This is a genomic window from Syntrophales bacterium (genome assembly GCA_030655775.1).
GTDB lineage: Bacteria > Desulfobacterota > Syntrophia > Syntrophales > JADFWA01 > JAUSPI01.
Genome location: JAUSPI010000073.1, coordinates 1 through 26,825 on the forward strand (window position 1 = coordinate 1; position 26,825 = coordinate 26,825).

At 44.7% G+C, this 26,825-nt stretch carries 24 protein-coding genes; 6 read left to right on the top strand and 18 right to left on the bottom strand.

Annotated elements, in window-relative coordinates:
- Positions 1-254: 254 nt before the first annotated feature.
- The 5 genes from pal to tolQ all read right to left on the bottom strand — a co-directional run bounded on the left by pal (position 255) and on the right by tolQ (position 4,341).
- A complete protein-coding gene (gene pal, locus Q7J27_03695; protein MDO9528243.1) occupies positions 255-806 on the bottom strand; it encodes a peptidoglycan-associated lipoprotein Pal in 552 nt (183 codons plus the stop codon).
- A 172-nt stretch (positions 807-978) separates the two neighbouring features.
- Entirely contained in the window at positions 979-2,307 is a 1,329-nt protein-coding gene (gene tolB, locus Q7J27_03700) for a Tol-Pal system beta propeller repeat protein TolB (GenBank protein MDO9528244.1), read from the bottom strand.
- A 170-nt stretch (positions 2,308-2,477) separates the two neighbouring features.
- Positions 2,478-3,182, bottom strand: a complete 705-nt coding sequence (locus Q7J27_03705; protein MDO9528245.1) for an energy transducer TonB — start codon at positions 3,180-3,182, stop codon at positions 2,478-2,480.
- Positions 3,179-3,610 (bottom strand): ExbD/TolR family protein, encoded by a 432-nt coding sequence (locus Q7J27_03710; protein ID MDO9528246.1) that lies wholly within the window; start codon positions 3,608-3,610, stop codon positions 3,179-3,181. The genes Q7J27_03705 and Q7J27_03710 overlap by 4 nt, the downstream gene beginning before the upstream one ends.
- On the bottom strand, positions 3,607-4,341 hold the full coding sequence (tolQ, locus tag Q7J27_03715) for a protein TolQ (GenBank protein ID MDO9528247.1): 735 nt from the start codon (positions 4,339-4,341) through the stop codon (positions 3,607-3,609). Before tolQ ends, Q7J27_03710 begins: the two co-directional genes overlap by 4 nt.
- Positions 4,342-4,795: 454 nt before the next feature.
- On the opposite strand from tolQ, the gene Q7J27_03720 reads away from it, so the two are divergent.
- The 5 genes from Q7J27_03720 to Q7J27_03740 all read left to right on the top strand — a co-directional run bounded on the left by Q7J27_03720 (position 4,796) and on the right by Q7J27_03740 (position 11,507).
- Complete coding sequence (locus Q7J27_03720) at positions 4,796-6,445, top strand: peptide-binding protein (protein MDO9528248.1); 1,650 nt, start codon at positions 4,796-4,798, stop codon at positions 6,443-6,445.
- Positions 6,446-6,750: 305 nt separating this feature from the next.
- The gene (locus tag Q7J27_03725) at positions 6,751-7,101 is read left to right on the top strand and encodes a PilZ domain-containing protein (GenBank protein MDO9528249.1); all 351 of its coding nucleotides are present in this window, start codon (positions 6,751-6,753) and stop codon (positions 7,099-7,101) included.
- Positions 7,102-7,155: 54 nt separating this feature from the next.
- Positions 7,156-8,247 carry an adenylate/guanylate cyclase domain-containing protein gene (locus Q7J27_03730; GenBank protein ID MDO9528250.1) on the top strand — a complete coding sequence of 364 codons (1,092 nt, stop codon included), beginning with the start codon at positions 7,156-7,158 and terminating at the stop codon, positions 8,245-8,247.
- A gap of 206 nt (positions 8,248-8,453) precedes the next feature.
- A complete protein-coding gene (locus tag Q7J27_03735) occupies positions 8,454-9,506 on the top strand; it encodes an HD domain-containing phosphohydrolase (GenBank protein ID MDO9528251.1) in 1,053 nt (350 codons plus the stop codon).
- Positions 9,507-9,647: 141 nt separating this feature from the next.
- Positions 9,648-11,507: an IS1634 family transposase gene (locus Q7J27_03740; protein MDO9528252.1), complete on the top strand. Its 1,860-nt coding sequence runs from the start codon at positions 9,648-9,650 to the stop codon at positions 11,505-11,507.
- A 187-nt stretch (positions 11,508-11,694) separates the two neighbouring features.
- Here the strand turns inward: Q7J27_03740 and Q7J27_03745 are convergent, their stop codons facing one another.
- The 11 genes from Q7J27_03745 to trpE form a co-directional block, all read right to left on the bottom strand.
- Entirely contained in the window at positions 11,695-12,768 is a 1,074-nt protein-coding gene (locus Q7J27_03745) for an adenylate/guanylate cyclase domain-containing protein (protein ID MDO9528253.1), read from the bottom strand.
- Between the two features lie 70 nt (positions 12,769-12,838).
- Entirely contained in the window at positions 12,839-13,189 is a 351-nt protein-coding gene (locus Q7J27_03750) for a PilZ domain-containing protein (GenBank protein ID MDO9528254.1), read from the bottom strand.
- Positions 13,190-13,385: 196 nt separating this feature from the next.
- Positions 13,386-13,928, bottom strand: a complete 543-nt coding sequence (locus Q7J27_03755) for a hypothetical protein (GenBank protein MDO9528255.1) — start codon at positions 13,926-13,928, stop codon at positions 13,386-13,388.
- Positions 13,929-13,938: 10 nt separating this feature from the next.
- Complete coding sequence (locus tag Q7J27_03760) at positions 13,939-15,096, bottom strand: hypothetical protein (protein MDO9528256.1); 1,158 nt, start codon at positions 15,094-15,096, stop codon at positions 13,939-13,941.
- Positions 15,097-15,318: 222 nt separating this feature from the next.
- On the bottom strand, positions 15,319-16,119 hold the full coding sequence (gene trpA, locus Q7J27_03765) for a tryptophan synthase subunit alpha (protein MDO9528257.1): 801 nt from the start codon (positions 16,117-16,119) through the stop codon (positions 15,319-15,321).
- Positions 16,119-17,315 (bottom strand): tryptophan synthase subunit beta, encoded by a 1,197-nt coding sequence (gene trpB, locus Q7J27_03770; protein ID MDO9528258.1) that lies wholly within the window; start codon positions 17,313-17,315, stop codon positions 16,119-16,121. Before trpB ends, trpA begins: the two co-directional genes overlap by 1 nt.
- 100 nt (positions 17,316-17,415) lie before the next feature.
- Entirely contained in the window at positions 17,416-18,051 is a 636-nt protein-coding gene (locus Q7J27_03775) for a phosphoribosylanthranilate isomerase (protein ID MDO9528259.1), read from the bottom strand.
- Between the two features lie 75 nt (positions 18,052-18,126).
- Entirely contained in the window at positions 18,127-18,921 is a 795-nt protein-coding gene (trpC, locus tag Q7J27_03780; GenBank protein MDO9528260.1) for an indole-3-glycerol phosphate synthase TrpC, read from the bottom strand.
- Positions 18,922-19,068: 147 nt separating this feature from the next.
- Positions 19,069-20,079, bottom strand: a complete 1,011-nt coding sequence (trpD, locus tag Q7J27_03785; protein MDO9528261.1) for an anthranilate phosphoribosyltransferase — start codon at positions 20,077-20,079, stop codon at positions 19,069-19,071.
- A 107-nt stretch (positions 20,080-20,186) separates the two neighbouring features.
- Complete coding sequence (locus Q7J27_03790) at positions 20,187-20,756, bottom strand: aminodeoxychorismate/anthranilate synthase component II (GenBank protein MDO9528262.1); 570 nt, start codon at positions 20,754-20,756, stop codon at positions 20,187-20,189.
- 45 nt (positions 20,757-20,801) lie between these two features.
- Positions 20,802-22,301 (bottom strand): anthranilate synthase component I, encoded by a 1,500-nt coding sequence (gene trpE / locus Q7J27_03795; GenBank protein MDO9528263.1) that lies wholly within the window; start codon positions 22,299-22,301, stop codon positions 20,802-20,804.
- Between the two features lie 461 nt (positions 22,302-22,762).
- On the opposite strand from trpE, the gene Q7J27_03800 reads away from it, so the two are divergent.
- Entirely contained in the window at positions 22,763-23,596 is an 834-nt protein-coding gene (locus Q7J27_03800; protein ID MDO9528264.1) for a rhomboid family intramembrane serine protease, read from the top strand.
- Between the two features lie 52 nt (positions 23,597-23,648).
- Here the strand turns inward: Q7J27_03800 and Q7J27_03805 are convergent, their stop codons facing one another.
- Both Q7J27_03805 and Q7J27_03810 read right to left on the bottom strand, forming a co-directional pair.
- Positions 23,649-25,583 carry a TRAP transporter permease gene (locus tag Q7J27_03805; GenBank protein MDO9528265.1) on the bottom strand — a complete coding sequence of 645 codons (1,935 nt, stop codon included), beginning with the start codon at positions 25,581-25,583 and terminating at the stop codon, positions 23,649-23,651.
- Between the two features lie 66 nt (positions 25,584-25,649).
- Positions 25,650-26,687, bottom strand: a complete 1,038-nt coding sequence (locus Q7J27_03810) for a TAXI family TRAP transporter solute-binding subunit (protein MDO9528266.1) — start codon at positions 26,685-26,687, stop codon at positions 25,650-25,652.
- Between the last annotated feature and the right edge of the window lie 138 nt (positions 26,688-26,825).

Genomic DNA, 26,825 nt, shown 5'->3' on the forward strand with positions numbered 1-26,825 from the left:
TATTCTTCGAATTCGCTCCGAAAAGACTTCCAAGTAACTTAAATTCGCAAATGTGTTGCAAGTAGTTAACATTTCTCAATATCTGCCAGAAATAACGCATTTGTTAAAAACATAAGTTACTTCCAATTATAATGCCGCAAAGTGGCATAGTGAGCTGTTTACGAACTTGTCTCAAATCTATTTTATGCATTTTCAAAGCTTTCGATTCGCGCCAAGATATTAGATTTGCGGGTTCTGCCAGCTAAGCCATTATGTTACCTTTTCGGGGTAACAACAAAATGGGCTCGCCTGTTCCTCGCCCAGCCTTCCTCATTATGCCTCGGATCTAAAGGAAGTTCCTCACCGTAACTTATAGTGGTCAGTCTCTTCTTGTCTACACCGAGGTTAACCAAATACTCCATGGCACTCGCTGCCCGTCTTTCCCCTAAGGCCAGATTATATTCGTTGGTTCCTCTTTCGTCACAATGCCCCTCGATGACAACACTAAAATCCTGGTATTCAAGAAGCCAGTCAGCATGCTGCCGGAGTATTTCTCTTCCTCGAGGTTTGAGATTAAATTTATCTAAGTCAAAATTCACATCTTCAAACCGGGAAGCCTCTCTTTCTGCAAGCGCCTTTTTTTTCAAAGCTGCTTCTCTCTCCTTCTGCAGTTCAGCTTCCGAAGGCTGTATCGCCGCTGTTCCTTTTTCAGTTGCGACCATCTCTCCTTTCACAACCTCTTTCTTCGCACAGCCCGTAACAAAGATTACTGAAAGACCTAAAATCAACACAAAAATTGTTCCCATAATTGTCAATCTTCTTTTCATAGCGACTATTTCCTCCTTCCAATAATTGACGTATCGATACGTCTGCTAACATTTCATGCCAATCTACACTATCTAATCTGGAAATGGAATTTCCTTATCTGAGCGAATCCGCCGATGGGAAAACTTCCGTTTCCACACTGAATCTATTTAAAGCATAAGACCATGGCTTTGGTCAATATAAATTTAGGCGGGGAGACCAAGATGGACAACTGTGACTATGCACACCCTCATGCAATATTCTCATATTTGAACCGTTAGAATTTATAATGCATGTCCTGAATTTTTCGTTCTTCTTCGAGCTGAATGCCAGATATCTTCCATCGGGAGACCAAGACGGGGATTCATTCCATCCATCGGAGGTAATTTGCAGGACATTGTTGCCTTCCCTATCAATGGAAAATATCTGGAAGGAACCGTTTGTCACACCTTCATATGCTATTCGGTTTCCCCTTGGTGACCAGGAAGGAGAGGTGTTGTAGCGGCCTTCATAAGTAAGCCTTCTAACATTGTTCCCATCAGCATCCATCCGGTATATCTGCGGAGAACCGGAGCGGTTCGACACAAATGCTATCTTTTTGCCATCAGGTGACCAGGTGGGGGATATGTCTATGGCAGGATTACAGGTGAGGCGCTGAAGTTTATTGTTCTCAATGTCCAGTACATATATCTCTTCGTTGCCATTCTTGCTCAGGGTAAGTAAAAGCTTACTGCCATCCGGCGACCAAGGGGCAGAGAGATTGAGTCCTGCAAAACTGGAGATTCTTTTCGCAGTTCTTTTGGCCATATCCATAATGTAGAGATCAGGATTCCCCCTTCTGTATGAAGTAAAGGAAATCGCCTTGCCATCAGGAGACCAGTAAGGTGAAAGTGTAATAGATCGGTAGTTGGTAATTCTAACCAACTCCGATCCGTCAAAATTTACTGTATAAATATCTGATGTTTTACCTCTCTTCAAGACAAAGGCTATTTTTGTGTCAAATATTCCTCTCTCGCCTGTAAGAGCAAGGAGAATTTCACTGGCAAATTTGACAACCATTAACTCTCTATCCTCAATTTTCCCCCAGTATTTCCTTCCAACTATAAGTTTGCCGTGAATAACATCAAAGAGGCGAAATTCCACGGAGAGTTCTTCACCATCGTATTGATACCCTCCCTTTACCAGGGTCTCGGCACCAATATTTGTCCAATCGGGAAACCGTATGCTCTCGGCTGTAATTCCTGCCTGATCCGGATCTTCAAGAAAAGTTTTTTTGCTAATTACGCTGAAGAATCCCGTGAGTTTCAATTTCTCTGTAAGGGCTTCTGAAAACCAGACAGAAAGATTTTTTTTATCCCCATTATCACTCAATTTTTTGAAATCCGGAACTGCTATGGGAAATTTTTGAAAGGCAGGAGAATCTATATCTATATATACCTTGCCTAAGGCGACATGACTAAACCCCAGGATCAGTAAAATGATCCCAAATAGAGCGAATACTGTATGCTGTTTTATCTGACGCATATTACTCTACTCTCTTTTAAAAAATTAGAGGCTTCGGGAATAGGACTCTGAAAGCGAAATGGCCGCAAATCCAACTGTTTGCCCCCGCCGTAGGTGGATAGTTTTGGGTTGTAGGGTCGGGTTTTACACCCGACCGCAAACGGTGGCATATAAAATGCCACCCTACAGAATTATCGCAGTTCTGATAAGTGAAACCTTATTCCAATCTCGATGCTTTCTTCCTTTATCCATTCCGGCAAAGGAGGAAAAGGACTCGCCTTTTTAATTGCCCTCATGGCGGATTCATCAAAATACCTATTTCCGGATCGCTTTTCAAAACTAAGATTGGTAACCGCACCACCCTTTAAAATCTTTGCGCCAATAACGGATTCAATATTCTCACCAGGCAATATACCCTCGGGAAGTGCCCAGTTCCCTTTTATCTTGGACCAGATAATAGAGTAATATACCCTCATTTTCATGCTCACTTCAACGGTTCCACTGGACACATCCGATGAAGACTGAACCTTTTTCCTTAAATTCTCTATTGCACGGTCAACTTTCCTTATGCTTTCTTTCCGTGTGGTAATCCTCTCAATCGGGCGGGGTGAGTCTTTTTTGACATCTTTTCTCAGTACAATCGATCTGTCCCTGGAACCTATACCGACAACTTCATCTGAAATTGAGGTAACGGGCTTTTCCCCCACAATATATGATGGGAGACTTACCAGATTAACAGAATAGACCGGGCCAAAAGTCCATCTCGGGGAAGGCATTGAAGGCGATAAAAATATAATGGAAAGGAGAAGGGCGTGAAGCAAAAAAGAAAGAAGAATCATACTGTTCAGACTGATACCATCATCGCTTCCCCTCTTTATCCTGATGAGAGGCGTCATTTTGACCCCTTTGGTGGTTCAGTAATCATTCCTAACCTGTCAACGCCCGCTTTTCTTACCTCAGACATAACCTCAACAACAAAACCGTAAGGAACATTCTTATCGGCACGCATAAAAATCTCTCTGTCTATTCTGTTTTCAAAGATGCCCTCTAATTTCAATCTGAGATCAGGAATAGCGGTTTTGTAATTGTTGATAAATATCTCTTTTTTATCGTTTATAGAAAGGATAAGTTTTTCCTCACTTACATCCATACTCCTTGCCTTTACCCGGGGAAGATTAACGTCTATTCCCATCTGTAGCATTGGTGCAGTAACCATGAAAATTATCAAAAGGACCATAAAAACGTCAACAAGCGGGGTTACGTTGATATCAGATACAGGTTTATTGCCATTGTCGAAATGGCCACGATTTTTTGAGTATCTCATTTCACATAAAATCTTTCGATAATATTGAGGAACTCAGAGGCAAAGTTATCCATTTCCAATGTGATTGTTCTTATTTCTCTGATGTAATAATTATAGAAAATAACAGCGGGTATGGCCGCTGCCAGACCTGCGGCTGTGGCGATAAGTGCTTCTGAAATCCCGGGAGCAACGACGGCCAACGTTGCTGAACCCTTGGCACCGATCCCCCTAAAGGCATTCATTATGCCCCATACGGTACCGAAAAGACCTATAAACGGTGATGCACTACCCGTCGTCGCGAGAAAACCGAGGGTACTTTCCAGCTTTGTGGTTTCCGAACTGCATGCCCTGTTGAGTGCCCGTTCAACATTATCCATACCCCTCACTTCAAAAGGCGTATCTGCTTCATCAATCGATGATTCTTTTTTACTCCTGCCTATCTTTCCAAGCTCAACATACCCCGCCCTAAAAACCTCGGCAACTGTGGAATATTTGAACTTCTTTGATTCTGGAAACACTTCCGACAGCTTGGTGCTCTTCATATATGTTTCCAGGAACATCTGATTTTCTTTTTTCGTTTTCCTTATGAGTCTATATCTCATGAGGATAATTGCCCATGATACTACGGAAAAGAAAAGTAATAATAGAAGTACAAACTGCACCATCGCCCCCGAATCCAGGACCATGCTCAAAAGGCTACCATGAAAATGCCCACCAAGATCTACTGCTGTGACGGCTGAAATCTCCTTCACTTTCACTCTCCTGTGTGTTTATATGTTAATTTTTGACGTAAACAGATGTAATTTAAAATTGTTATATTGTCAACAGATTTTAAGAGCACAGGGGTTTGGGTTTCACAATCTTATTGCAATGGCGGTGCGGGTAGGATAACTTGTCTTTGAACTGGAAAGCGAGCGAATAAAATCAACAATTCTTCAAAGAAGAACAACGTGAGTAATTTTCCTTACCCCGATAAACGGGATAAGTGCGTTAACGAATTTGCTTTCTACCAGAAAGCAAATCCTAACTTACTAAACAGCCCACTATGCCGTTTTGCGGCATTATAATTGGAAGTAACTTATGTTTTTAGCAAATGCATTATTTCTGGCAGATATTGAGAAATGTTAACTACTTGCAACACATTTGCGAATTTAAGTTACTTGGAAGTCGGAGATTCCCCGCAGCTTGCTGCGGGAAGCTTCAATCATGAAACACCTTAGTCATATAATCCCGATTCTGATAGTACTTTTTCTTCTGGCCATTTGCAGCTGCGGCAACGACACAAAACAGGATGCTCCTGTTAAAAAGGAAGGGGCATCCGATACGGGTCCTGCATATGGTGACATCATGGTGGAAGGTTCCATCGGGGACGCAAGCAATTTGATACCGATCCTTTCCTCGGACAGCACCTCCCACGGTATCGCCTCGATGATCTACAACGGCCTCGTAAAATATGATAAAGACCTGAACATAGTGGGAGACCTGGCCGAATCATGGAATATTTCCGAAGACGGAATGACGATTACCTTCCATTTGAGAAAAGGTGTGAAATGGCATGACGGCTATCCCTTTACCGCCGAAGATGCTCTGTTCACTTACCAGATTACCATAGACCCCAAAACACCTACCGCCTACTCCGGTGACTTTCTCAAGGTCAAGAAGGCTCAAGTTATCGAGACTTACACATTCAGGGTAACTTACGATATACCATTTGCCCCGGCACTCGCAAGCTGGAGTGCCTCCATACTCCCCAAGCATCTTCTTAACGGGAAAGATATAACCAGAACTAAACTCTCACGCAACCCAATAGGAACCGGGCCATATATGTTCAAAGAATGGAAAACCGGTCAGAAGATAGTCCTAATTTCAAACCCCGACTATTTCGAGGGAAGACCGTACATAGATGGTTATATCATGCGTATAATACCGGATATGGCAACCATGTTTTTAGAGCTGCGTGCGAAAGGAATCGACCGGATGAACCTCACTCCTCTTCAGTATACCAGGCAGACAGAAAACAGGTTTTTCCATAATAATTTCAATAAATATCGCTACCTTTCCTTTTCTTATTCCTACCTCGGATACAACCTCAAAAATCCGTTCTTCAAGGACAAACGTGTGCGCCAGGCTATCAGTTACGCAATTAACAAAGAAGAAATTATCCAGGGTGTTATTCTTGGACTGGGAAAGGTAGCAACAGGTCCCTTCAAGCCGGGCACCTGGGCATATGATTCCGGAGTGAAAGGATATAACTATGACCCTCAAAAAGCGAGGAAACTCCTCGCGGAAGCAGGCTGGAAAGATACCGATGGTGATGGTATACTGGATAAAAATGGAAAGCCCTTCGTCTTCGAAATTATTACGAATCAGGGAAATGAAATCCGCGCAAAGTGTGCCGAGATCATCCAGAGGCGTCTTGCCGATATAGGAATGACAGTAAAGATCAGGATTATCGAATGGGCTGCTTTCATAAAAGAGTTTATCAATAAACGCAGGTTTGACGCAACTATACTCGGCTGGACCATCCCCCTTGATCCGGATCTTTATGATGTATGGCATTCGAGTAAAACGGAGGCAGAAGAACTAAATTTCATATCGTACAAGAATGACGAGGTAGACCAACTGCTGGAAAAGGGAAGAAGTACCTTCGACCGGAAAGTAAGAAAAAGATGCTACGACAGGATACAGGAGATCCTGGCGGAAGAACAGCCTTACACATTTTTATATGTTCCTGATGCGCTCCCCATAATCAGCTCCCGATTCCGTGGAATAAAGCCGGCACCCATAGGCATAGGATACAATTTCACCAAGTGGTATGTTCCCAAAGGCGAGCAGAAGTTGATTATGACGAGATAAGGCTGGTCTCAAAGATAGATTCATATTGCCAGGCATGTATCATCTTTTCCTTATTTGGAAGCACACCTAAAAACGTAACTTGGATTTAAGGTCAACTAAAACAAGATTTTTTAATAAAATCTTGTTTTTTGTGGTGAAGTATATTAAAGAACATAGGTGATTATGGGGTGTTGTATCCACTCTTAAAATTGTCGCGGCTGGATTTAAGGATAGTTTTCCAATCCAGGACAGTGTTTGAGTAATTATAGCAGGGTGAAAAGAATATTATTTAAAACAGGTCTTATTGAGTATTATGGTGTGAGCTTATGCCGGAAAAAACTATGAACAATTTGGAAGAGAAACGGGAGTTTGAGCGTTTTCTTATAGGGCTTTCGGTTCACTTGTCAACAGTAGATGGTGACGGGAACACATATATTGAAAAAACCCGATTAAAAGAAGTGTCCGGGGGCGGAGCAAGGTTTACAACAAGACAGGCTGGCAGGTATTTCCCTGGACAAGTGATGCAAATAACGATTGATCTGCCGGGAATTGAAGATGTGAAGGCACATATGATGGGAAAAGCAACAGTTGTCCGTGTGGTCAAAGATAATAAAGACACCCAGGAAACAGATATAGCCGTATCCTTTAGTCACAGATTGGCATTTTTCAGAGATTAGTTGAAGCTGAAGAATTATTCGAGAATTTTTTAAAATCAGTTTTTAGAGCAAGCTATGAAAACAGATTACAGAGATGCCAAAAGTTTCATTGGAAAGACACCGGTAATTCTGGCCTTATTAGGAATCATCCCATTTCTTCTGGTTGTCTATCTGTTTGTCTCTGAAGAGTTAAATATAACAAATGTTGTTGTTATAATGTCCGCACTGGGGCTGTTTTCGGTGATGGCCGGATACTCACTTATGAGACAATCCGCTGACCAGCTGGTTAAACTTGCAATAGAAACGAGCAAAATTGAATCGGGCAAACAAATCACTCCTCTTGCAACCTCGGCAGATGAAGAATTGCACGACATAGCTACAAATTTCAATATGATGCTTACAAGGATGAATGGAATCAGCAGAGATATCAAGGAACAATCCGTGCATCTTATGATTTATGGCAACGACCTCGCAGAGGCGTATAAAGAGGTACAGGAAGAAGGGTGGAAACTCAGAAACAATCTGGGACGGTATGTAGGAAATGACCTGGTGGAAAAAGTGGTTAGTACAAAGGACGACTTTTTTATCGAAAACGAACGGCGGGAGGTAACGATTCTTTTTGCGGATATTCGATCATTTTCCAGCTTTTCCGAATCTATGGAGGCTGAAGAAGTTGTTACAGTACTCAATCATTTTTTTAGCAGAATGGTCGAGATTGTTTTCAGGAACAACGGCATATTAGATAAATTTATCGGTGATGCGCTCATGGCCGTGTTTGGAGTAATTTCGACAGATGACAATGGCGCATTAGATGCGGTTAAGGCTGCAATGGAAATGCAGTATGCAATGGAGTCCCTGATGAAAAACAGGGAAAAAGATGGTCAAGTCACGTTTGATATCGGTATAGGTATAAATACGGGGTCTGCAATATTAGGCAGTGTCGGATCTGCAAACAGACAGGATTATACAGTCATAGGAAATACCGTTAATATGGCATCGGCACTGGAAGCTGCGGCTAAGGGCGGAGAAATTCTCGTCAGTGAAGAGACATACCGCCATACTAAGGATAAATGCCCTGCTCAGAAAGAATGCAGTGTTAAATTAAAAATCAGGCAAGAACCGGTCAATTGTTATTATGTGGCGTGGGACCACTTTGATTCCTCATAAAATCTCTCTTCTATCAAAAGCCCTTTATCAATACCGCGAGTGCCTCATGACATCCAACCTCAAACTGTCTGTCAAGCGGATACAACATCCTGATTCTACGGGCACTTCTTATTGATACATAAGGACATTTCACTCTATACTTAACCCGCCAAAAAGGGGAACCGTTTGTTTCATTAAAAATAGTTGTAACGGGGTTAAAGAAGCATATGGTAGTTCGCCAGGGAAATTTTAAAAATTACCTTATACAAAACTTTGAACAGGTTTTTGTTCTAATCGTCCTGGTAGCCGTGATACTAATCAATTATTTAATCACACCCAAAGTTGCTTTCATGACCTTCTATTTTTTACCGGTAATTCTTGCTGGAAACCTTGTGGGCTTTAGAAGCGCGGTCTTGGGAGCAATTTTATGTGTCCTTCTTGTCGTTATATACGTCATCATGTTTCCTGATCAATTTGTCGTGCCAAACACCCCGTATCATCTCTATCTTCATGTTGTTATCTGGGGTGGTTTTCTAATTCTGGCGGGGGCTGTGGTAGGCAAACAGCACGACAAACTAAAGCTGGAAATCGAGCAGACTCGCTTTTTAAACGAACAGTTACTTGAATCATACAGACATATTGAAAATACACGAAATGTCAGTATTCTCGGCCTTGCAAAGCTTTCCGAGTATCGAGATGAAGAAACAGGCAAACATCTGGAGAGAATTCGAGAGTACTCGAAGATCTTAACCAAAGAACTTGCTAATCACCCCAACTATAAAGGTTATATTGATGAACGATACATCGATGACATCTACCTTTCGTCTATTCTTCACGACATAGGTAAGGTTGGAATTCCTGACGCCATACTGTTAAAACCTGACAAGTTAACAGACGAGGAGTTCTGTACGATAAAAAACCATGTGCTACTCGGCAGAAATGTCATCACGACTATTGAATCTCAGATTGAAGGTGATTCGTTTTTAACCCTCGGAAGGGAAATTGCCCATTACCACCATGAAAGATGGGATGGAAAAGGATATCCGATGGGCCTCAAGGCTGGGGAAATACCCCTGTCAGCTCGAATAGTTGCATTAGCTGATGTTTACGACGCGCTGAGATCAGATAGGATATATAAGAGTGCTTTCACACATCAGGAAACAAAAGAGATTATAGTGAGCGAGAGGGGCAAACAATTTGATCCGGACATTGTTGATGCCTTTATAACCCACGAAGATGAATTCCGGAGAGTCAGCGAAAAGTTAATGGAGAAGCAATAAAATCCTAACCCAAGTTTAACCCTATTTTCATAAAAAGCAACAAAATAAGGGTATTTTTAACAGTTGTGCATGCGTAACCTATTGATGTTATTGCATGCAGCTCCTTGAAAACCGAATGTAGTGCCCCATAATATAATATTAATGCTTGACATATGGGTTTTGTATGGTATAGTGGCTCTCATGTATATACGAGAGATACAGAAGAAAAACTCAAACTCACCCAAGGTGTTCATATCCCACAGATTAATTGAGTCTGTGCGCACTCCCAGAGGTCCCAGACAGAAAGTGGTTATCAATCTGGGACAACTTGATCTCCCAAAGGACAACTGGAAAGAACTGGCGAATCGTATAGAAGACCTCCTGCGTGGTTATGAAAGTTTAACTGTGCCGATATCTGCAGAGATTGAAACACTTGCCAGGCACTATACAAAACAAATTTTAAGAAAACAACGCAGTGAGAAAAAAGAGTGTGGTATCCCTGAAAATGAACAGGATTTCAGGAATGTAGACATCAATGCCGTCTCTTCATCCGATGGCAAGTCCGTTGGCCCCGAGCATGTTGGCCTTGAAGCCATGGAGTCCCTGGGATTCTTCGATCTGTTCCGGCAGCTTGGCTTTACCGACGATGAATCGAATCTTGCCACACTCCAGATTGTTGGCCGCCTGGTGCATCCCGGCAGTGAAAGGGAACTCAGGAGATATGCAAAAGAACAGAGCGCGCTGGATGAACTGCTCGGTACCGACTTCTCATTATATGTCGGACATAACATGCTCTACCGTAACTCAGACCTGTTATTCAAACACAAGGAAACCATCGAACGTTTTCTCCGTATGCGTAGCAGGGAGATCTTTTCACTTGGTGAGACTATCATACTGTATGATCTGACTAATACATACTTCAGCGGAAACGCTGCAGGATATAAAAAAGCAAAGCGGGGGAGGTCAAAGCAGAAACGAAGCGACCGTCCGCTTGTCACTCTTGGTATCGTGCTTGACGAACGTGGCTTTATCAAGTGCTCCCGTATCTTTGACGGAAACGTTGGTGAACCATTGACCCTTGTCGACATGATCAACGATATCCATTCACGGGTATCAAGTGAAACGCCGCCCCTTCTTGTCACGAAACCGACGATCGTAATGGATGCCGGGATTGCTTCGGAAGATAACCTTGATCTGGTGCGGGAAAACGGTTTTTCATATATCGTTGTTTCCCGCAGCAGACCGGAACATATGGAAGACGGTACATTCGAAGAGATAAAAGAAGGAATCAAGGTCAAGGAGATGCGTATAGGAAATGAAACGTTTCTCCATTGTATCAGTGACGGCAAGATGAAGAAGGAACAGGCTATTGTAAACAAGGCGCGGGATGCCATGGAGCAGGAGATTGAGTATCTCAGCGAGGGGCTTGATATAAAGAGACGTCTGAAATCGTATCCGAAGGTTCTGGAGCGAATAGGCCGGTTGAGACAACGCTACAGCAGGGTTTCAAAGGGATTCTCTATTGATGTAAAAGAGTATAAGGGCAAGGCTGTCAAAATAACGTGGAACTTTGATCCATCTAAACTGGGCAAGCCCTATGACGGCAGTTACTTCATACGCACAAACAGGATGGATCTTTCAAAAAACAAGATATGGTCTCTCTATATCATGCTTACATCAGTGGAAGATGCCTTCCGTTGTTTAAAAAGTGAGCTGGGACTTCGTCCCATCCATCACAGCAAATCAGACCGCATAGAGGGCCATCTCTTTATCTCGATCCTTGCGTACCACCTGTTAAACTATATCCAGCAGCACCTACGCAAGGCCGGTATCAATCATCGGTGGGACACTGTTCGTTCCATGCTTCAGACGCATATAGCCCTCAGCACTCATCTTCCCACTGCGGATGGTAAAATGGTGCACCTTCGTTATTGCAGTATTCCAACCCCGAAACAGGTGGAGGTGTATAGTGCGCTGGGGATTACCAGTGTTCCACTGAAACGTACAAAGGTTGAGATGTAAAGATGTAGTGACCATAAATCTGATCGTTTAGCTTCAACCACCTGATATTACTGTATTTGTGTTCAGGGTGGGGTTAAACTTGGGCTAAAAGCCTATGGGCATTGTTTGTTGTCAGTATATGCTGATTATTAAAAGATAATGGCTTGCCGCAAACCCTAAAAACGAAAGAGAATCATCAATAATTCTTTTATCTTAAAACCTTATAACATACAACCGGTTCAATTTTATTTTTGACGTATATTTTGCCTTCTTCTTTTATACGGAAAAGACCCTCGGTTTGGCTATGTGTCTTTTTGCCAACAATTATTTCGCCACCCCCCGCTATCTTCTCCAATCTTGCAGCAACGTTTACACTATCACCTATGACCGTGTGGTCCTTTCTGCTTTCAGAACCTACACTTCCAACAATCACAGTGCCAGTGTTGATTCCGATTCCTATATCAAATATTTCACTATCCCCTTTGGTTCCATCTTGCATCATTTTTTCCATAGTATCCTGCATCTCTATGGCTGCACGAATGGCATCATAGGAACCATTGTTTTCAGAAGGAATAAGTCCAAATACGGCCATAATCTGGTCACCGATAAATTTATCTAATATGCCATTATGTTTAAAAATGATGCCCGACATGGTGCTGAAATACCGGTTGAGCATTGCAACAACTTCTTCAGCCTCCATCCTCTCGGAAAAAGTGGAAAAAGACCTTATGTCAGCAAAGAGTATGGTGACCTCCATCCTTTCATTTTCAAGGAACACTTCGTCTTTTGACTTCATCAATTTTTCCACCAAATTCTCTCCCACATATCGGGTCAACATTTTCCTCAATTCTTCTTCTTCCTGAATCCTTTGATAGGACGAAGTAAGGTTTCTACTATAAGTCATAAGTTGCACAGACTGTTCACTAATATCTCGTTTAACATCTTTTAGTTCTTTGAGAACCAAGTTAAAATTATCAGCTATATCATTCAGCTCCTGATCGGCCTCAATCTCAATACATGGGTTCTTTTTGTCCAACAAAATACTTCCTGTTTTTCTGGAAAGTTCAACAAGCTGGTCGGCCGATCTTCTCAACAGACCAAAACCCGTTAGAATAAAAAACGCAACTAAAGCGGCAAGAAGGACCATCATATCTGTCAAATGTATTTTTTCATAGACAAATAGATAGATAACTATGAGAAACGGGAAAATTCCCAACAGGATTAAAATGACCCTTGTCTTGCCAACAAAGCTGTCATAATTATTATATTCCGGCTGTGCCATTGATAATATTAATTTCCCCTTATAGTTTTAATGTGTTCGCCTGCCAATTCCGCAGTAAACTGCAGAGATTTCACTCATTATGCATTTTCAACGGATCATCAAAGCTGATAGCTACGCCCATTCCTTTACCTTCTTCACCAGCATCCGGAGCTTTAGGTAAATATATCCGCACAACCGTCGCTTGTCCTGTTATATAAGCCTTCACATCATTTGTTCCAGGCAAATAAATAGTTATTTCTAACGGCTGCCCTAAAAAATATTTGTCAGATTGCTTGGTTATAAGCTTGGCGCCTCCTCCGGAGACATCACTTAACACAGCGTTATCATTATATTTGTTTCCATCAATGTCGTTGGCAGACACTTCCAGCACAAAGTCCACCAGAACGCGCTTAGATTTTCTCCTGCTAGGGTCATTATTCATGGTTTTCCCCGGCAAATTGGTGAAACACAGACAGTTTAGTGAAGCTCCCCGCCCACAGGGCGGGGCGCTTCCCGGTAAGGAATAATTTAATTATATTGCGCCCCTTACCCCGCCTACAAGGCGGGGCTTGCGGGTGCGCTCCCGGTCAAATTTGTCCCGACCAATGGTCTAACATAGAATTTGTGTATAGAACCCATCAAAAGCCGTGTGCCGTTTCTATGTAACCACCAAAAATAGACAGAAAAAGCATAAGAACAGATACTTGAATTACCCAGCCGATCAAACAGACACTTACTGCACGAAATGTGCTCTGATAATCAAGTGCCTGTCTGACAGCAATAACCATTGCCACCAGCATCCAGATAGCGGCCACCCAAAAAATCAGCCCTGCCAGCCCCGGAATAATTCCAAATATTCGAATCAGGCCGGGTGAGCTCGAAAAACCGATAGTTCGTAACAACTCACCGGGGTTTGATTCAGTCTGCGGCTCCGGCAAGAGTTTCGTGCCAATAAAATATGTCAGATATGCCCAGAGATACCACCCGACAAGAGCGGATATTGTTCCCAGTAAAACCACTGTAATCCTTCCACTTGCAATACTTCCTACTCCGGCAGCAACACTGGAAAGGACAACGACCCCCATGGCCTGAAACATTGCACCTTCATCAGCTTCAACTTCTTCATATAGCGCAGGGTCGAGCTTCGCGGCACGAATAATCCGATTTTTAAACCCAGACATAATCTCCCTTTCAATAACGAAACACTGCGGCTATAGGTACGTTATCTGGAACTTTTTCCGGAGCGACCGCGTAGACAGTTCCACCATTCAAAAAGGTCTGAATGGCAGCGAAGTCCAGTAAATCTTCGTCACCCTGCTCAGCCTCCTGGTGCATATGCACCTCGTTACTGTCAGGATCGAAAGCGCCCCATTGCTGAAGGCCAACCGCAACAAACAACGTCCCCACCCGCCCGTGATAGGATGCCTGAATAATTTCTTTGACGTTACCGGAAGTTAACCCGGTGCCGACAGATTGCCGGTACAGGGATACTGCATCTTCCTGAGCTTTCTGGAAGTATGGCTGTACAATTGCCCAGGCCTGGCCATGCAGCACGTCCGCACTCAATCCTTCAGGATTTCCCGTAACTCCTTCGTCCAACAGATTGGGGTAAGAATTTGCCTCTCTGTAAATCGGGAAAAGATAATCAACCCCTGCCAGGACTAAAGGTTCTTGCTTGTCCCTCAGCATTTCGCGTAACCCTTTGTCAAGGAGATGAAAATATCGCAAAATGTTATCCTTTTTAGGTACCTCGCTCCCCGAACCTTGACCATGAAACATAGCTGAACGATCGCCGCTTCCCAGCGACGTGCCTGTATGAGACCGAAGCTGTTTCCCCAAAACATCGATCTGGAGTGCTTCGGCAAGGCTTTTCGGAACACCTCCTAAATCAACCTCATTTATGCTCTGTCGCGTACCCTGAAGAAGTCTGACCTCATTCTGGCTGAGGGCAAGGACATAAAACTGGCCGTCACCACTGAGCATGGGAAGAAGAGGCTTGATGTGAAAACGGTCGGTGATAACCAGTAATTCCTTAAAATCAAGGGGAAGTCGATAGTGGCGAAATACTTCGGACGAGAGAAATATGGCAAGCCCTTCGCTCTGACGCCGCCAGAAAAACCCATTTCCTGAAATTGCCTGGAGGACCGGCGCAAGCAATTCTTCCACTTCCTGGGCACGTAGACCGCTTGCAATCAAACTATCTTCGGCCTTGCGAAGCAGATTCCTGAACCTGATTGGATTTTGCTGGGTTTCTACCCCTGCCCGGTGAGTGGGCATAAAAATGGAAACACATAACTCTTTTTGTTTCTGCATCAGTGTTTTTAACTCATCTCTGGATAATGTATTCATATGATTAATCTCTCCATTGCACAGTTATGGTTATTTGTTAAAAATATTCCTATGTACAAAAGATTTTTTGGGAACTTGGGCAAAAATCGGTTGATTTGCTTTCTCCATAAACCGAAATCTTAAGAAAATAATGCAGGTAAGTTTCAAGATCGTTTTTGGACTTTATGAAAAATGTTCTTTCATTTCCATTGTCGATAATTATAAAAAAACGAAGTCAAGTTGTCAACTCTTTAAACCGGATTTTTTGAATTCCCCGGCAAAGGAGGAAACTTTTTCCACCAAATCCCTTCTTTTACTGTTCTCTTCAATAAGCCTGACAATTGCACTTCCCACAACAATGCCATCAGCATATTGAGCAACTTCCTCGCCCTGCTCCGGCGTGGATATGCCAAAACCAACACTTACAGGAAGGTTTGTCACCTTCCTTATCCTTCCTATATCCTTCCTGACATCGGCAATCTCCGGTTTTTTCGTTCCTGTCACGCCCATAACTGAAACATAATAGATAAACCCTGACGCCCTTTCCGATATCTTTTTAATACGATCATCATCGCTTGTTGGTGTTATCAAAGAGATAAAATCAATTCCGGATTTATCAGTATATTTCCTTAATTCGCCCGACTCTTCCAGGGGAAGGTCAACCACCAATATCCCATCCACCCCGGCCTCTTTCGCCCTTATGGCAAATTTTTCATTTCCGTAAATAAAAATGGGGTTGTAATAGCCGAACAGAACGACAGGAATCTCAGAGACTTTTCGCACCTCTTCGATCATATCGAGGATATCGGAAAGCGTTGTTCCCTCTTTCAATGCCCTCTGGAAAGCGGCCTGAATAATGGGTCCATCCGCTGTCGGATCTGAAAAAGGAACTCCAATCTCTACTACATCTACTCCGGCTTTATCCAAACCGAGAACCATTTCATAAGTTTTTTCCAGACTCGGATCCCCCGCCGTCAGATAAATGATCAGAGCCTTTTCACCTCTTCTCTTTAAATCATCAAACTTTCTTTCGATGCGTCCCATTACAAACTAACCCCCATTTTTTCAGAAATAATTCCCGTGTCTTTATCACCCCTGCCAGAAAGATTGACCACGATGATTTTATCCTTCGCAAGTGTTGGAGCCAGCTTCATGGCATAGGCTATAGCATGAGCGCTTTCCATAGCTGGGATGATTCCTTCACATTTTGTCAGAAAAACGACGGCATTTAATGCCTCATCATCGTCTATCGCCACATATTGAGCTCTTCCCGTCTCGTGAAAATAGCTGTGTTCAGGACCCACACCGGGATAGTCAAGACCGGCAGCGATGGAAAAGGCGTCCTTGACCTGCCCGCCTTCATCCTGAAGGATGTATGTCTTATTTCCGTGGAGTACACCGATACTACCAGCCGATATACTCGCCGCATGCATCCCTGTCTTTATCCCTTTTCCTGCAGCTTCTACCCCGATCATTGCGACACTGGAATCATCCTTAAAGGGATAGAAAAGACCCATGGAATTACTTCCACCTCCTACACAGGCAACAAGAACATCGGGAAGTCTTCCTTCCTTTTCCATAATCTGCCTTTTTGTCTCTTCTCCAATTACGCACTGAAAATCCCGTACCATAGCGGGATAAGGGTGGGGCCCTGCCGTGGAACCGATAACATAAAAAGTATCTCTCACCCGTGAAACCCATTGGCGCATTGCTTCATTCATGGCATCCTTCAGTGTTCCGGTGCCTGAGGTCACCGGTACCACCTCCGCCCCCAATATCTTCATCCGAAAGACATTCTGGGATTGTCTCCGGATATCCTCTTCACCCATGAACACCTGACACTCCATTCCGAACAGCGCCGCCACCGTGGCCGTTGCCACACCATGCTGGCCGGCACCTGTCTCCGCTATAACTCTTTCTTTTCCCATCCTTCTGGCAAGAAGTGCCTGTCCAAGGGTATTGTTAATTTTGTGAGAACCGGTGTGATTCAGATCTTCCCGCTTCAGATATATCTTCGCGCCCCCCAGCTTCTCGGTAAAATGCCTGGCATAGTACAAAGGGGTTTCCCTCCCCGAATATTCACGTAAATAGAAAGACAACTCATCCCTGAATGTTTGATCGTATTTCGTCTCATTGTAGGCATTTTCCAGCTCAATAAGGGCAGGCATTAGTGTCTCGGCGGCGTATCGCCCGCCGAAGATTCCGAAATGTCCGTTTTTGTCCGGTAAATTTTGTTGCATGGTTTCTCACCTCAAGTTTTACTAAAACAAAGAATGCAGGAGTCAGAATTCGGGAGAAAAAACAATTTGTTCAGTTTACCTTCTGAATTCTGACTGCTGACTACTTTTCAAAGACAGTGCCCTTCGCTATACTTCCCGTCTTTCTCACAATCTCAATGATTTTTCTCACCTTTTCAGAGTCCTTCTTCCCCGGTAACATTTCAACACCGCTATTTATATCCACTGCATCAGGCGAGACAATTCTTAGCGCTTCCTCAATATTGCCCAGATTCAGCCCGCCGGAGAGAATGAGAGGACAGTGCTCTTTGACCGCCACGGCAAGATCCCAGTCTGATTTTTTACCGGTACCCCCGTAAAGCTCCGGATGGCAGGCATCAATCAGGATGGCTCTCACCGAATAGTCGGAAAGTTGTGAAGTCTGTTCCGATATCGCCTTTATCAATATCGATTTAGGAAATTCCCGACAATACCGCGGTGATTCATCTCCATGAAGCTGGATAAAGTCAAGACCGCAAACTTCCACGATTTCCTTTATCACTTTAGCCTCATGATTGACGAAGACCCCCACCTTGCATACATTACGAGGCAGTTTGTCTATAATTTTTCTTGCCGCCTCCGGCAGGATATACCTCGGACTTTTCGGGTAAAAAATAAACCCGAGGGCATCTGCACCGCACTGCGCCGCATTCATTGCATCGGCTGCGTTTGTCATCCCGCAAATCTTTATCTCAGTCATCACTTGATCCCCAATACCGTTAAATCCCCCTCGATCCCCCTTTGTTAAAGGGGGAAGACCTGGTGCCCCCCTTTGTTAAAGGGGGGTTAGGGGGGATTTTGCCCCCAAAAGTTCCTTCAGCTTCCCGCCGATATCATCTGCCCTAATAAGGGTCTCACCAACCAGGAAGGCATGAATACCCGCCTTCATCAAAATATCGATATCTTCCCTTGTGTTGATACCGCTTTCACTTACGATAATCCTCTCTTCCGGGATACTGGATGCCAGGTCTAAGCTGGTCATCAAATCCGTCGAAAATGTCTCCAGGTTTCTGTTGTTGATTCCTATGATATCGGCCCCGACGGCAATGGCTCTTTCCAGCTCTCCCCTGGTATGTACTTCAACAAGAGAATCAAGGCCGAGTTGTGCTGCAATCTGGATATATTCCGTCAACTGTTCATCTCTCAACAGTCTCACAATGAGAAGAATAGCATCACCGCCCAGGACTCTTGTTTCCCAAATTTGATAGGAATCAATTATAAAATCCTTCCTTAGGAGGGGAACGTCAACGATTTCCTTGATGGCCGAAAGATATGCCTTATCACCCTCAAAAAACTTCCTGTCAGTAAGAACCGATATAGCAGCGGCACCATTTTTTTCATAGATCGAAGCAATCTCAAGGGGATCAAAATCCTCTCTCAATCTTCCCTTCGATGGTGAGCTTCTTTTGACTTCTGCAATTACGGAACATTCGTAACTGCTTAAAGCTTTCCTGAAATCCCTTGCAGGTGGAAGATCACAGATGATCTTTTTTAACTCAGAAACCGGCTCCGAATATTTCAGATGAGCGACTTCTTCCTTTTTAGCAGCAACGATCTTATCTAAAATCATATTACGTACCCTGAAGCATGAAAGTGTAGGACTCGACCTGCACACGGACAAACAAGTTTGTCCATGCCACCCATAAACAAAACCAACTGGTGGGCAATGCCCACCCTACAACTCGGAACTTTGAACTCTGAACTTTCATACAAACCGTCAGCTATTGCTCAGTTCAATCAGTGCCTGCAGTTTCTTTACGGCGGCTCCACTATCTATACAATCTGCGGCAATATCAATCCCTTCCCTGATATTTTCCGCCTTTCCTCCTGCCATGATTGCGAGCGCTGCGTTAAGAAGAACAATTCTTCGGCAGGCCCCTTCTTCCCCCGTCAGAACACCTCTCGTAATCTCTGCATTGACTGATGCATCCCCTCCTATAAGCTCCTGTCCATCGGATATTTCACCAAAAAAATCTGTCGGATTGATATTGTAGGTTGTAATCAGTCCGTCATTTAATTCTGAAACCCTTGTCTCTCCGACGACGGTGGCCTCATCAAGACCGTCTGATCCGTGAACTACAAAAGCTCTTTTTGCGCCCAGATTTTTCAGGACACCGGCAAACATCTCCGTCAATCTGGGATCATAAACTCCTATAAGCTGAGAAGTTGCTCCCGCGGGATTCGTAAGTGGTCCTAACATGTTGAATATCGTCCTGATTCCAATTTCCCTCCTCGGGCCTACGGCATATTTCATGGCACCATGAAGCCTGGGGGCAAAGAGAAAGCCAATTCCTATCTGCTGAATGCATTCTTCCACTATCTCCTGCCCGGCATCAATGTTTACACCGACGGCCTCCAGGACATCGGCGCTTCCACAACTGCTTGATACCGCACGGTTCCCATGTTTGGCCACAGTCAAACCGGCCGCTGCCGCAACAAAGGCCGCAGTTGTAGAAATATTAAATGTGTTCATGCCATCGCCACCGGTACCACAGGTGTCAACTATGACCGACGAAAGGGCATTGATTCTTGTGGCCTTGCGCCTCATGATACGGGCAGCACCGGTTACCTCGTCAACGGTCTCCCCCTTGATTCTCAGTGCCGTTATGAAAGCTCCAATCTGGGAAGGGGTAGCTTCCCCTTCCATAATAATATTCATAACCCCCATCATCTCGGACTCGTTCAGATCAATGCCGCCGACAATCTTTCCAATCGCTTCCTTTATCATTGTTTTGGCTCCTCTTATGATTTTTGTAACAGTCCCCAGGGCTCGTCAAAGTATGCAGTAAGGAGTAGGCAGTAAGCAGGGATCACTGACCCCTGAAAACTGTCTCCTTAATTTATCAATCCTAAAAAATTCTTAATTATTCGTTTTCCGTTTGGTGTAAGTATCGATTCAGGATGAAACTGTATTCCTTCTACCGGATATTCACGATGCCTTATACCCATGATCTCCCCTTCTTCCGTCCGGGCGCTTATTTCCAGACATGATGGAATTGAATCCCTTTTCAGTATTAGAGAATGATAACGGCCTGCAACAAAGGGATTTGGGAGCCCATCAAAGACCGTTCGTCCGTCGTTGATTATATTAGATGTCTTTCCGTGCATAATCCTGTCGGCCCTGACCACATCGGCGCCAAAGGCAAAGCCTATTGCCTGATGCCCCAAACAAACCCCCAAAACAGGAATTGTTTTGTAAAAGTGCCTGATTACATCGACCGTGATCCCTGCCTGCCTGGGAGTACCGGGACCTGGCGACAGGAATATTGCGTTCACAGCTAATCCCTTTATTTCTTCGAGTGATATCGCATCATTCCGGTAGACCAGGACATCCTCACCCATCTGACCTACATACTGCACAAGGTTGTAGGTAAATGAATCGTAATTGTCGATCACCAAAATCATCTTTTCCTCCTTTATTAAAGCTTCCTTATTTTCGGAACACCATGCCTAATCAATATCATCCATTATTTCAAATTCCGAGGCTGCAATTCTTATAGCCTTAATCATTCCCTCTGCCTTACTGATAGTTTCCTGGTACTCGGCTTCCGGATCGGAATCTGCCACAATTCCTGCACCCACCTGGATAAAAATTTTCCCGTCGTGGACCATGATAGTCCTTATGGTAATGCAAAAATCCATGTTTCCCGTATAGCTGAAATAGCCGACAGCCCCGCCGTAAGGTCCCCTTACGGAAGGTTCCAGCTCATCAATAATCTCCATTGCCCTGATCTTCGGTGCACCGGTAAGCGTCCCCGCAGGAAAGGTCGCCTCAAGAACATCGAAGCAATCTTTGTCTTCGGATAATTGGGCCTGGATATTGGAGACGAGGTGCATGACATGGGAATACCTCTCTACCACCATAAGCTGATTGACCTGAACGCTCCCTGTCTGGGCAATTCTTCCCAGATCGTTTCTTCCCAGATCGACCAGCATAATATGCTCCGCTCTCTCCTTGGGATCATTCAGAAGTTCGTCTGCGAGTTTCCTGTCTTCCTGTTCGCTACTGCCTCTTCTCTTCGTGCCGGCGATGGGCCTCAATTCCGCTGACTTCTCTTCAAGACGAACCATCACTTCAGGAGAGGAACCTATAAGGATGAGGTCTTCAAGTTTCAGAAAAAAGAGATATGGTGAAGGATTAACGTAACGAAGCGCCCGATATAGATCGATGGGGGCAATACGATTTTCCATTTGAAATCGCTGTGATAGAACAATCTGAATTGCATCGCCTGAAACAATATATTCCTTCGCCCTTCTGACGACCGTTTTATAGTCTTCCGGCGTCATGTTGGATTGAAGATGAAAGTTTTTATCCTGTTTGTGAAAATTTTCTCTCTTTTCCATCGGGGCATTCAGCATCTCTATCAGGGCATCTATTTTTCGGATAGCCTCTTCGTAAACATCGTCCAGATCATCTCTGCCTTCGGTGAAGGCACATGCCACAACCTTTATCGTATGTTTGACATTGTCAAAGATAATCAGTGTGTCGGTAATGAGAAATATTGCTTCGTCTGTTTTTAGATCATCTACAGCTTCTGCCGGCAGTTTTTCAAAATAGCGCACCATCTCATAGCCGAGAAAACCCACAGCCCCGCCGTAAAACCGTGGAAGACCATCAACATGAACGGGACGGTATCTTCCCATCAAATTCTTCAAAAACTTGAGGGGTTTTCCCTCATGCTTGTGACAGCGGTTCTCTCCATTTTCCCGGATAACAACGTCCTCTTTCCTGACACTAAAAACAACATCCGGATCCGACCCCAGAAATGTGTATCTTCCCCATTTTTCACCCCCCTCCACACTCTCCAGAAGGAAGGTGTATGTTTTTGAACTTAATTTCAACAGCGCCGACACAGGGGTTTCCATGTCAGCCATGATTTCCCTGTAAACGGGGATCAGATTTCCCTCATTTGTCAGTTTTTTGAATCCCTCAAAGTGTGGATAGTACATAATTAAAAAATCCTCTTAGAATTTTAAAGTATGGGTGGCATGGACAACCTTGTTTGTCCGTGTCACCTGTCTATCGAACAAAAAAAGGGCCGTTAATAATTACGGCCCCTTCCCCTAAAACAAAAAAGCCGTGGAGTGTGCTGAAGAGCTCTTCCACGGCTAACTTTCTTTGTCAGTATTTATTTTACACTTGTAACGGTGGACGAATCTCTCTATTTAAATACCACCACCAGTTGCTTACCAATAACAGACTTTTTCTCATAACCTGACGTCCTCAAAAGTTAAATCCGGGAGTCTTATACCAACGTTTTATGCCTGTGTCAATATTTTTTTGCTGCTCTGTGTAATCCTTGACATCGCTCAACTTTTCTGTGATAAGCGAAAGACATTTGAACCCTGCTGGAATAGTGTTTTAAAAGTAGGTCAAGATTTTTTGTCAACTGTTAATTCCAGGTTTTGCTATGTCAGGCACCGAAAAAAACCCGATTCTCTGTCCCAATTGCAGGAAACTTATCAGCTCGGAAGAAGCTTCCTGTCCCTACTGCGGGATAACCAGACCTGGTTCCCGGCTGAAAAGAAGCTTCTTCAAGAAACCGCAAGATGTTATAAAGGTTATTATTTACTGTAATATTGCCATTTTTATCTTCTCCCTTATATTAACGCCTCTCAACCTCGGTTCTCCGGCAAATCCTCTGACATTTTTATCCCCTTCCAACAACAGCCTGCTCCTTTTAGGCGCTACGGGTACCATTCCAATCGACAGATTCGGCCGCTGGTGGACACTTTTATCTGCTTCGTTTATCCATGGGGGCATACTTCATATATTCTTTAACATGTTCGCTTTGCGGCAACTGGGACCGTTCGTACTGCAAGAATACGGGTTTAACCGCTTTGCAATTATCTACCTGCTCAGCGGGATTCTCGGGTTTTACATGTCCTACCTGGCCGGCGTCTTCCTCACTATAGGGGCATCCGCCAGTATCTGCGGACTGATCGGTGCTATCTTATATTACGGTAAAAGCCGTGGAGGACTCTACGGAGAAGCAATTTATAGACAGGCCATGGGATGGATAATCGGTCTTGTACTGTTCGGCCTTATGGTTCCGGGAATCAATAACTGGGCTCATGGAGGAGGAATCGTCGCGGGCATGCTGATCGGCCTGATCTTAGGCTACAATGAAAGAAAAAGTGAAAACTTTTTTCATCGAATCGTGGCAAGCGGGTTTATCTTGCTGACCGTTATCGTCCTGCTCTTTGCTATCGTGCAAGCCATTTACTATCGTTTCATTGTCTGATAACCAACTCTTCGTAAATTAAGCATGGTTGCCTAAAACATTGAACTCTAATCTATCCTGACGGTTTTGGGGATTGTCGTCTGCCAGCCAGTTTCTGGCTCAGATAGATGCTGCCAAAGACGAGAAACCCCACAATCCTGAAAGTCGTATTTGGCCATAGCAACCCCAGTGAGGCAAGACCTACCAAACTCCTTTCCCAGAGGAACAACCCGCGTAGACAGTACCCTTCCATGGCAACCGTGAAGGCTAAGAGCCCCAGGGTGGCACTAACCGCGGTTATGAGCACCTCGTAGACAGGTCCTTCGAAAAGGATAGGTGTGTAGGCGAAAAGGAAAGGAATGATGTAAAGTCCCTTGGCCAGCTTCCAGGCGGCTAAGCCGGTCTGCATGGGATTTGATCCTGCAATCCCCGCAGCGGAATAGGCTGCCAGGCAAACCGGAGGGGTGACGTTAGCATCCTGGCTATACCAGAAGATGATCATATGGGCGGCCAGTAAAGAAATCCCCATCTGTTGTAATGCCGGACCGGCCAGCACGGCCAGAAAGATATAGGAAGCAGTTACCGGCAGTCCCATTCCAAGGACGAGTGAGGCCAGCATCACCAGTATGATGGCCAAGAATAGGTGGCCTCCAGAAAGCTCGATGATCATTCCTGAGAAGGTAACCCCTACACCGGTGATCCCCACGATTCCAATGATGGTCCCTGAGCAGATAAGGATGGATGCGGTGGAGACGCTGTTTCTCGCCCCTAAATAGAGGGCATCCAGGATATCCCTCAACTTCATGCGGGTCTCCTTGCGCAACCAGCTCACTACTACGATAGAAAAGATCCCTATACAAGCGGCATATGTGGGAGTAAACCCCCTGACCAGTAGCAGGATCAACACGACAATCGGAATAAGGAAAATAGAGCCTTCTCTCAAAACCTTTTTCAGGTCGGGGATCTCCTCTTTGCTCATGGGTTTCATTCCCTGTTTAAGTGCCTCAATATGGACAAAAAACCCCACGGAGAGAAAATACATAATCGCCGGAATGGTGGCCACGGCGATGATATGCAGATAGGGAATCCCGGTCCACTGTGCCATAATGAAGGCCCCGGCCCCCATAATGGGTGGCATCAACTGTCCCCCGGTGGATGCTGCCGCCTCCACACCTGCAGCAAAATGAGGCCGGTATCCTGCCCTCTTCATCAGGGGGATGGTAAAGGAGCCGGTGGCTACGGTATTGGCCACCGCACTGCCCGAAATCGATCCCATAAAACCACTGGCGATCACAGCGATCTTGGCGGGACCACCAACCATGCGGCCGGTCAGCGCCTGGGCCAACTTGATGATGAAATCTCCAGCCCCGGACTTCAACAAAAATGCCCCGAAGAGGATAAACAGGTATACATAGGTAGAGGAGACGGTACAGACTATACCGAACATTCCCTCATCGGTCAGGTACATGCGATAAAGCAGCCTTCCCAGAGCTACCCCGCGATAGTGAAAGGCGCCGGGAATCAATTTACCGAGAAAGAGCGCATAAGCGAAGAAGACAATGGAGAGGACGGGAATAATCCATCCAGCAGCTCTCTGGGTACCAATGAGGAGAATTATAATGGCGATAGCTGCAAAGATGTAGTCTCGCATGATGGGGATAGAGGCCCTATCCAGGTGGAGTTCCTCTTCAAAGAAAAGGATATATAAGACCACAGCAGTTGCCAGCAGGGCGAGGAAAAAATCAATGCCGAATCCCTTTTGAGGTTTTTTTTTGAACATGGGATAGAAAAAGAAGGCCAAAACCATGATGAATCCGAGGTGAACCGCATTGCGATATATCGCCGGCATCACCCCAATGGTGTTCACCCAGATATGGAAGAGAGAAGCAGCGATCCCTATAATATAAACAACCGATTGCCATCTTCCGGAAAGCTCCCGGAAGGAAGTGCTAATCTCACCCCCATCCTCCAGCCTTTCGATCTCCTCTTTCTTCCTTTCTCCAGTCAATAGAACCTCCTCGGGTAATAGAAAAAAAGTGGGTTATGGCCGATGGCCATAACCCACTTTAACCTCCTAACGTGCCTCAGGTGGGATCAGGTTCTCGGGGATCTTCACCCCCTTCTCTTTGTAGTATTTGTAGGCTCCTGGATGCAGCGGAGCGGGGAGTCCACTGAGAGCATTTTCTAACGTTATGAATCCCCCCATCTTGTGGACGGCCTTCATATAATCGGGGTTTTCAAAAAGAGTTTTAGTGAGGAGATAGATCACCTCCGTATTCACGTCAGCCCTTACCCCGAGGAAATTAGGCTGAGCGATGGTGCGCACTTCCTTGGTCTGTCCCGGATAGGTATTAGCCGGAATGATGTAGCGGTAACCGGGATAAGCGGTCTTTGCATTGATACTATTCAGTTGCTCGTCGGTAAACTCCAAGACCACGACCTCCATCCCTGGCGTGGCAGAGACATCGGTGACGGCGGCCACCGGAGGGCCGGCACATAAGTTGGCCCCACTAATTCTCCTGTCTTTTATAGCCTTGGCTGACTCAAAATATCCCAGATACTCGGCCTCGATATCCGTCCTCTTCATTCCGAGTCCTTCCATAATGGTCAGTCCGGACATCTCTGTACCGCTTCCGGCTCTGCCTATGGAGAACCTGAGCCCTTTGATGTCGGATGCAATTCCCTTCTTTACCTTATTCTTCACGATTACAAAATGTTCCACATTGGGCCAGAGCATGGTGATGGTGCGTAACTCCTTATCGGGTTTCCCCTCGTACATCCCAATACCGTTCCATGCCATTTTTCCAAAAAGCCCCTGCAGTATGGCAAGCTCCACCTCCTTGCCCTTGAGCATGTTGATATTCTCGCCTGACCCAGCGGATGTAATTGCCTGAACTTGAATACCATGTTTGTCAGCCAACCTGATAGACCACAGGGAGGCCATACCAACGCCAATAGGGTAGTAGGTCCCCCCGGTAGTAGCCGTAGCGATGATCAAGGAGGTTGGCTTCTGTTTCGCGGCTGGTGCCTCTACCCCGGTGAAGGTCATCATAAACACAAAAACCCCCACGACTGTCAATGCTAAAAACACCCTTCCTTTTTTGGAAAACATCTAAAATCCCTCCTTTCCCGACTTCTTTTGGGTTAAATGATTTTTAACATCTACGAATGAACAAATGAAATAATTCCCCTTACCACCTCCTTCCAAAAAATTTTTCTTATTTCTACATAGTAATTATGCAAAAATATT

Bases quoted from the DNA above. Each gene is read 5' to 3' on its own strand.
- trpC (MDO9528260.1), bottom strand. From the start codon at position 18,921: ATGATTTTAGATAAGATCGTTGCTGCTAAAAAGGAAGAAGTCGCTCAT.
- trpE (MDO9528263.1), bottom strand. From the start codon at position 22,301: ATGTACTATCCACACTTTGAGGGATTCAAAAAACTGACAAATGAGGGA.
- trpD (MDO9528261.1), bottom strand. From the start codon at position 20,079: ATGATAAAGGAAGCGATTGGAAAGATTGTCGGCGGCATTGATCTGAAC.
- tolB (MDO9528244.1), bottom strand. From the start codon at position 2,307: ATGCGTCAGATAAAACAGCATACAGTATTCGCTCTATTTGGGATCATT.
- Q7J27_03710 (MDO9528246.1), bottom strand. From the start codon at position 3,610: ATGAGATACTCAAAAAATCGTGGCCATTTCGACAATGGCAATAAACCT.
- Q7J27_03745 (MDO9528253.1), bottom strand. From the start codon at position 12,768: ATGGCACAGCCGGAATATAATAATTATGACAGCTTTGTTGGCAAGACA.
- Q7J27_03755 (MDO9528255.1), bottom strand. From the start codon at position 13,928: ATGTCTGGGTTTAAAAATCGGATTATTCGTGCCGCGAAGCTCGACCCT.
- Q7J27_03790 (MDO9528262.1), bottom strand. From the start codon at position 20,756: ATGATTTTGGTGATCGACAATTACGATTCATTTACCTACAACCTTGTG.
- Q7J27_03720 (MDO9528248.1), top strand. From the start codon at position 4,796: ATGAAACACCTTAGTCATATAATCCCGATTCTGATAGTACTTTTTCTT.
- Q7J27_03705 (MDO9528245.1), bottom strand. From the start codon at position 3,182: ATGACGCCTCTCATCAGGATAAAGAGGGGAAGCGATGATGGTATCAGT.
- trpA (MDO9528257.1), bottom strand. From the start codon at position 16,119: ATGGGACGCATCGAAAGAAAGTTTGATGATTTAAAGAGAAGAGGTGAA.
- Q7J27_03810 (MDO9528266.1), bottom strand. From the start codon at position 26,687: ATGTTTTCCAAAAAAGGAAGGGTGTTTTTAGCATTGACAGTCGTGGGG.
- pal (MDO9528243.1), bottom strand. From the start codon at position 806: ATGAAAAGAAGATTGACAATTATGGGAACAATTTTTGTGTTGATTTTA.
- Q7J27_03735 (MDO9528251.1), top strand. From the start codon at position 8,454: ATGGTAGTTCGCCAGGGAAATTTTAAAAATTACCTTATACAAAACTTT.
- Q7J27_03750 (MDO9528254.1), bottom strand. From the start codon at position 13,189: ATGAATAATGACCCTAGCAGGAGAAAATCTAAGCGCGTTCTGGTGGAC.
- Q7J27_03775 (MDO9528259.1), bottom strand. From the start codon at position 18,051: ATGACTGAGATAAAGATTTGCGGGATGACAAACGCAGCCGATGCAATG.
- trpB (MDO9528258.1), bottom strand. From the start codon at position 17,315: ATGCAACAAAATTTACCGGACAAAAACGGACATTTCGGAATCTTCGGC.
- Q7J27_03730 (MDO9528250.1), top strand. From the start codon at position 7,156: ATGAAAACAGATTACAGAGATGCCAAAAGTTTCATTGGAAAGACACCG.
- Q7J27_03800 (MDO9528264.1), top strand. From the start codon at position 22,763: ATGTCAGGCACCGAAAAAAACCCGATTCTCTGTCCCAATTGCAGGAAA.
- Q7J27_03740 (MDO9528252.1), top strand. From the start codon at position 9,648: ATGCTTGACATATGGGTTTTGTATGGTATAGTGGCTCTCATGTATATA.
- Q7J27_03760 (MDO9528256.1), bottom strand. From the start codon at position 15,096: ATGAATACATTATCCAGAGATGAGTTAAAAACACTGATGCAGAAACAA.
- Q7J27_03725 (MDO9528249.1), top strand. From the start codon at position 6,751: ATGCCGGAAAAAACTATGAACAATTTGGAAGAGAAACGGGAGTTTGAG.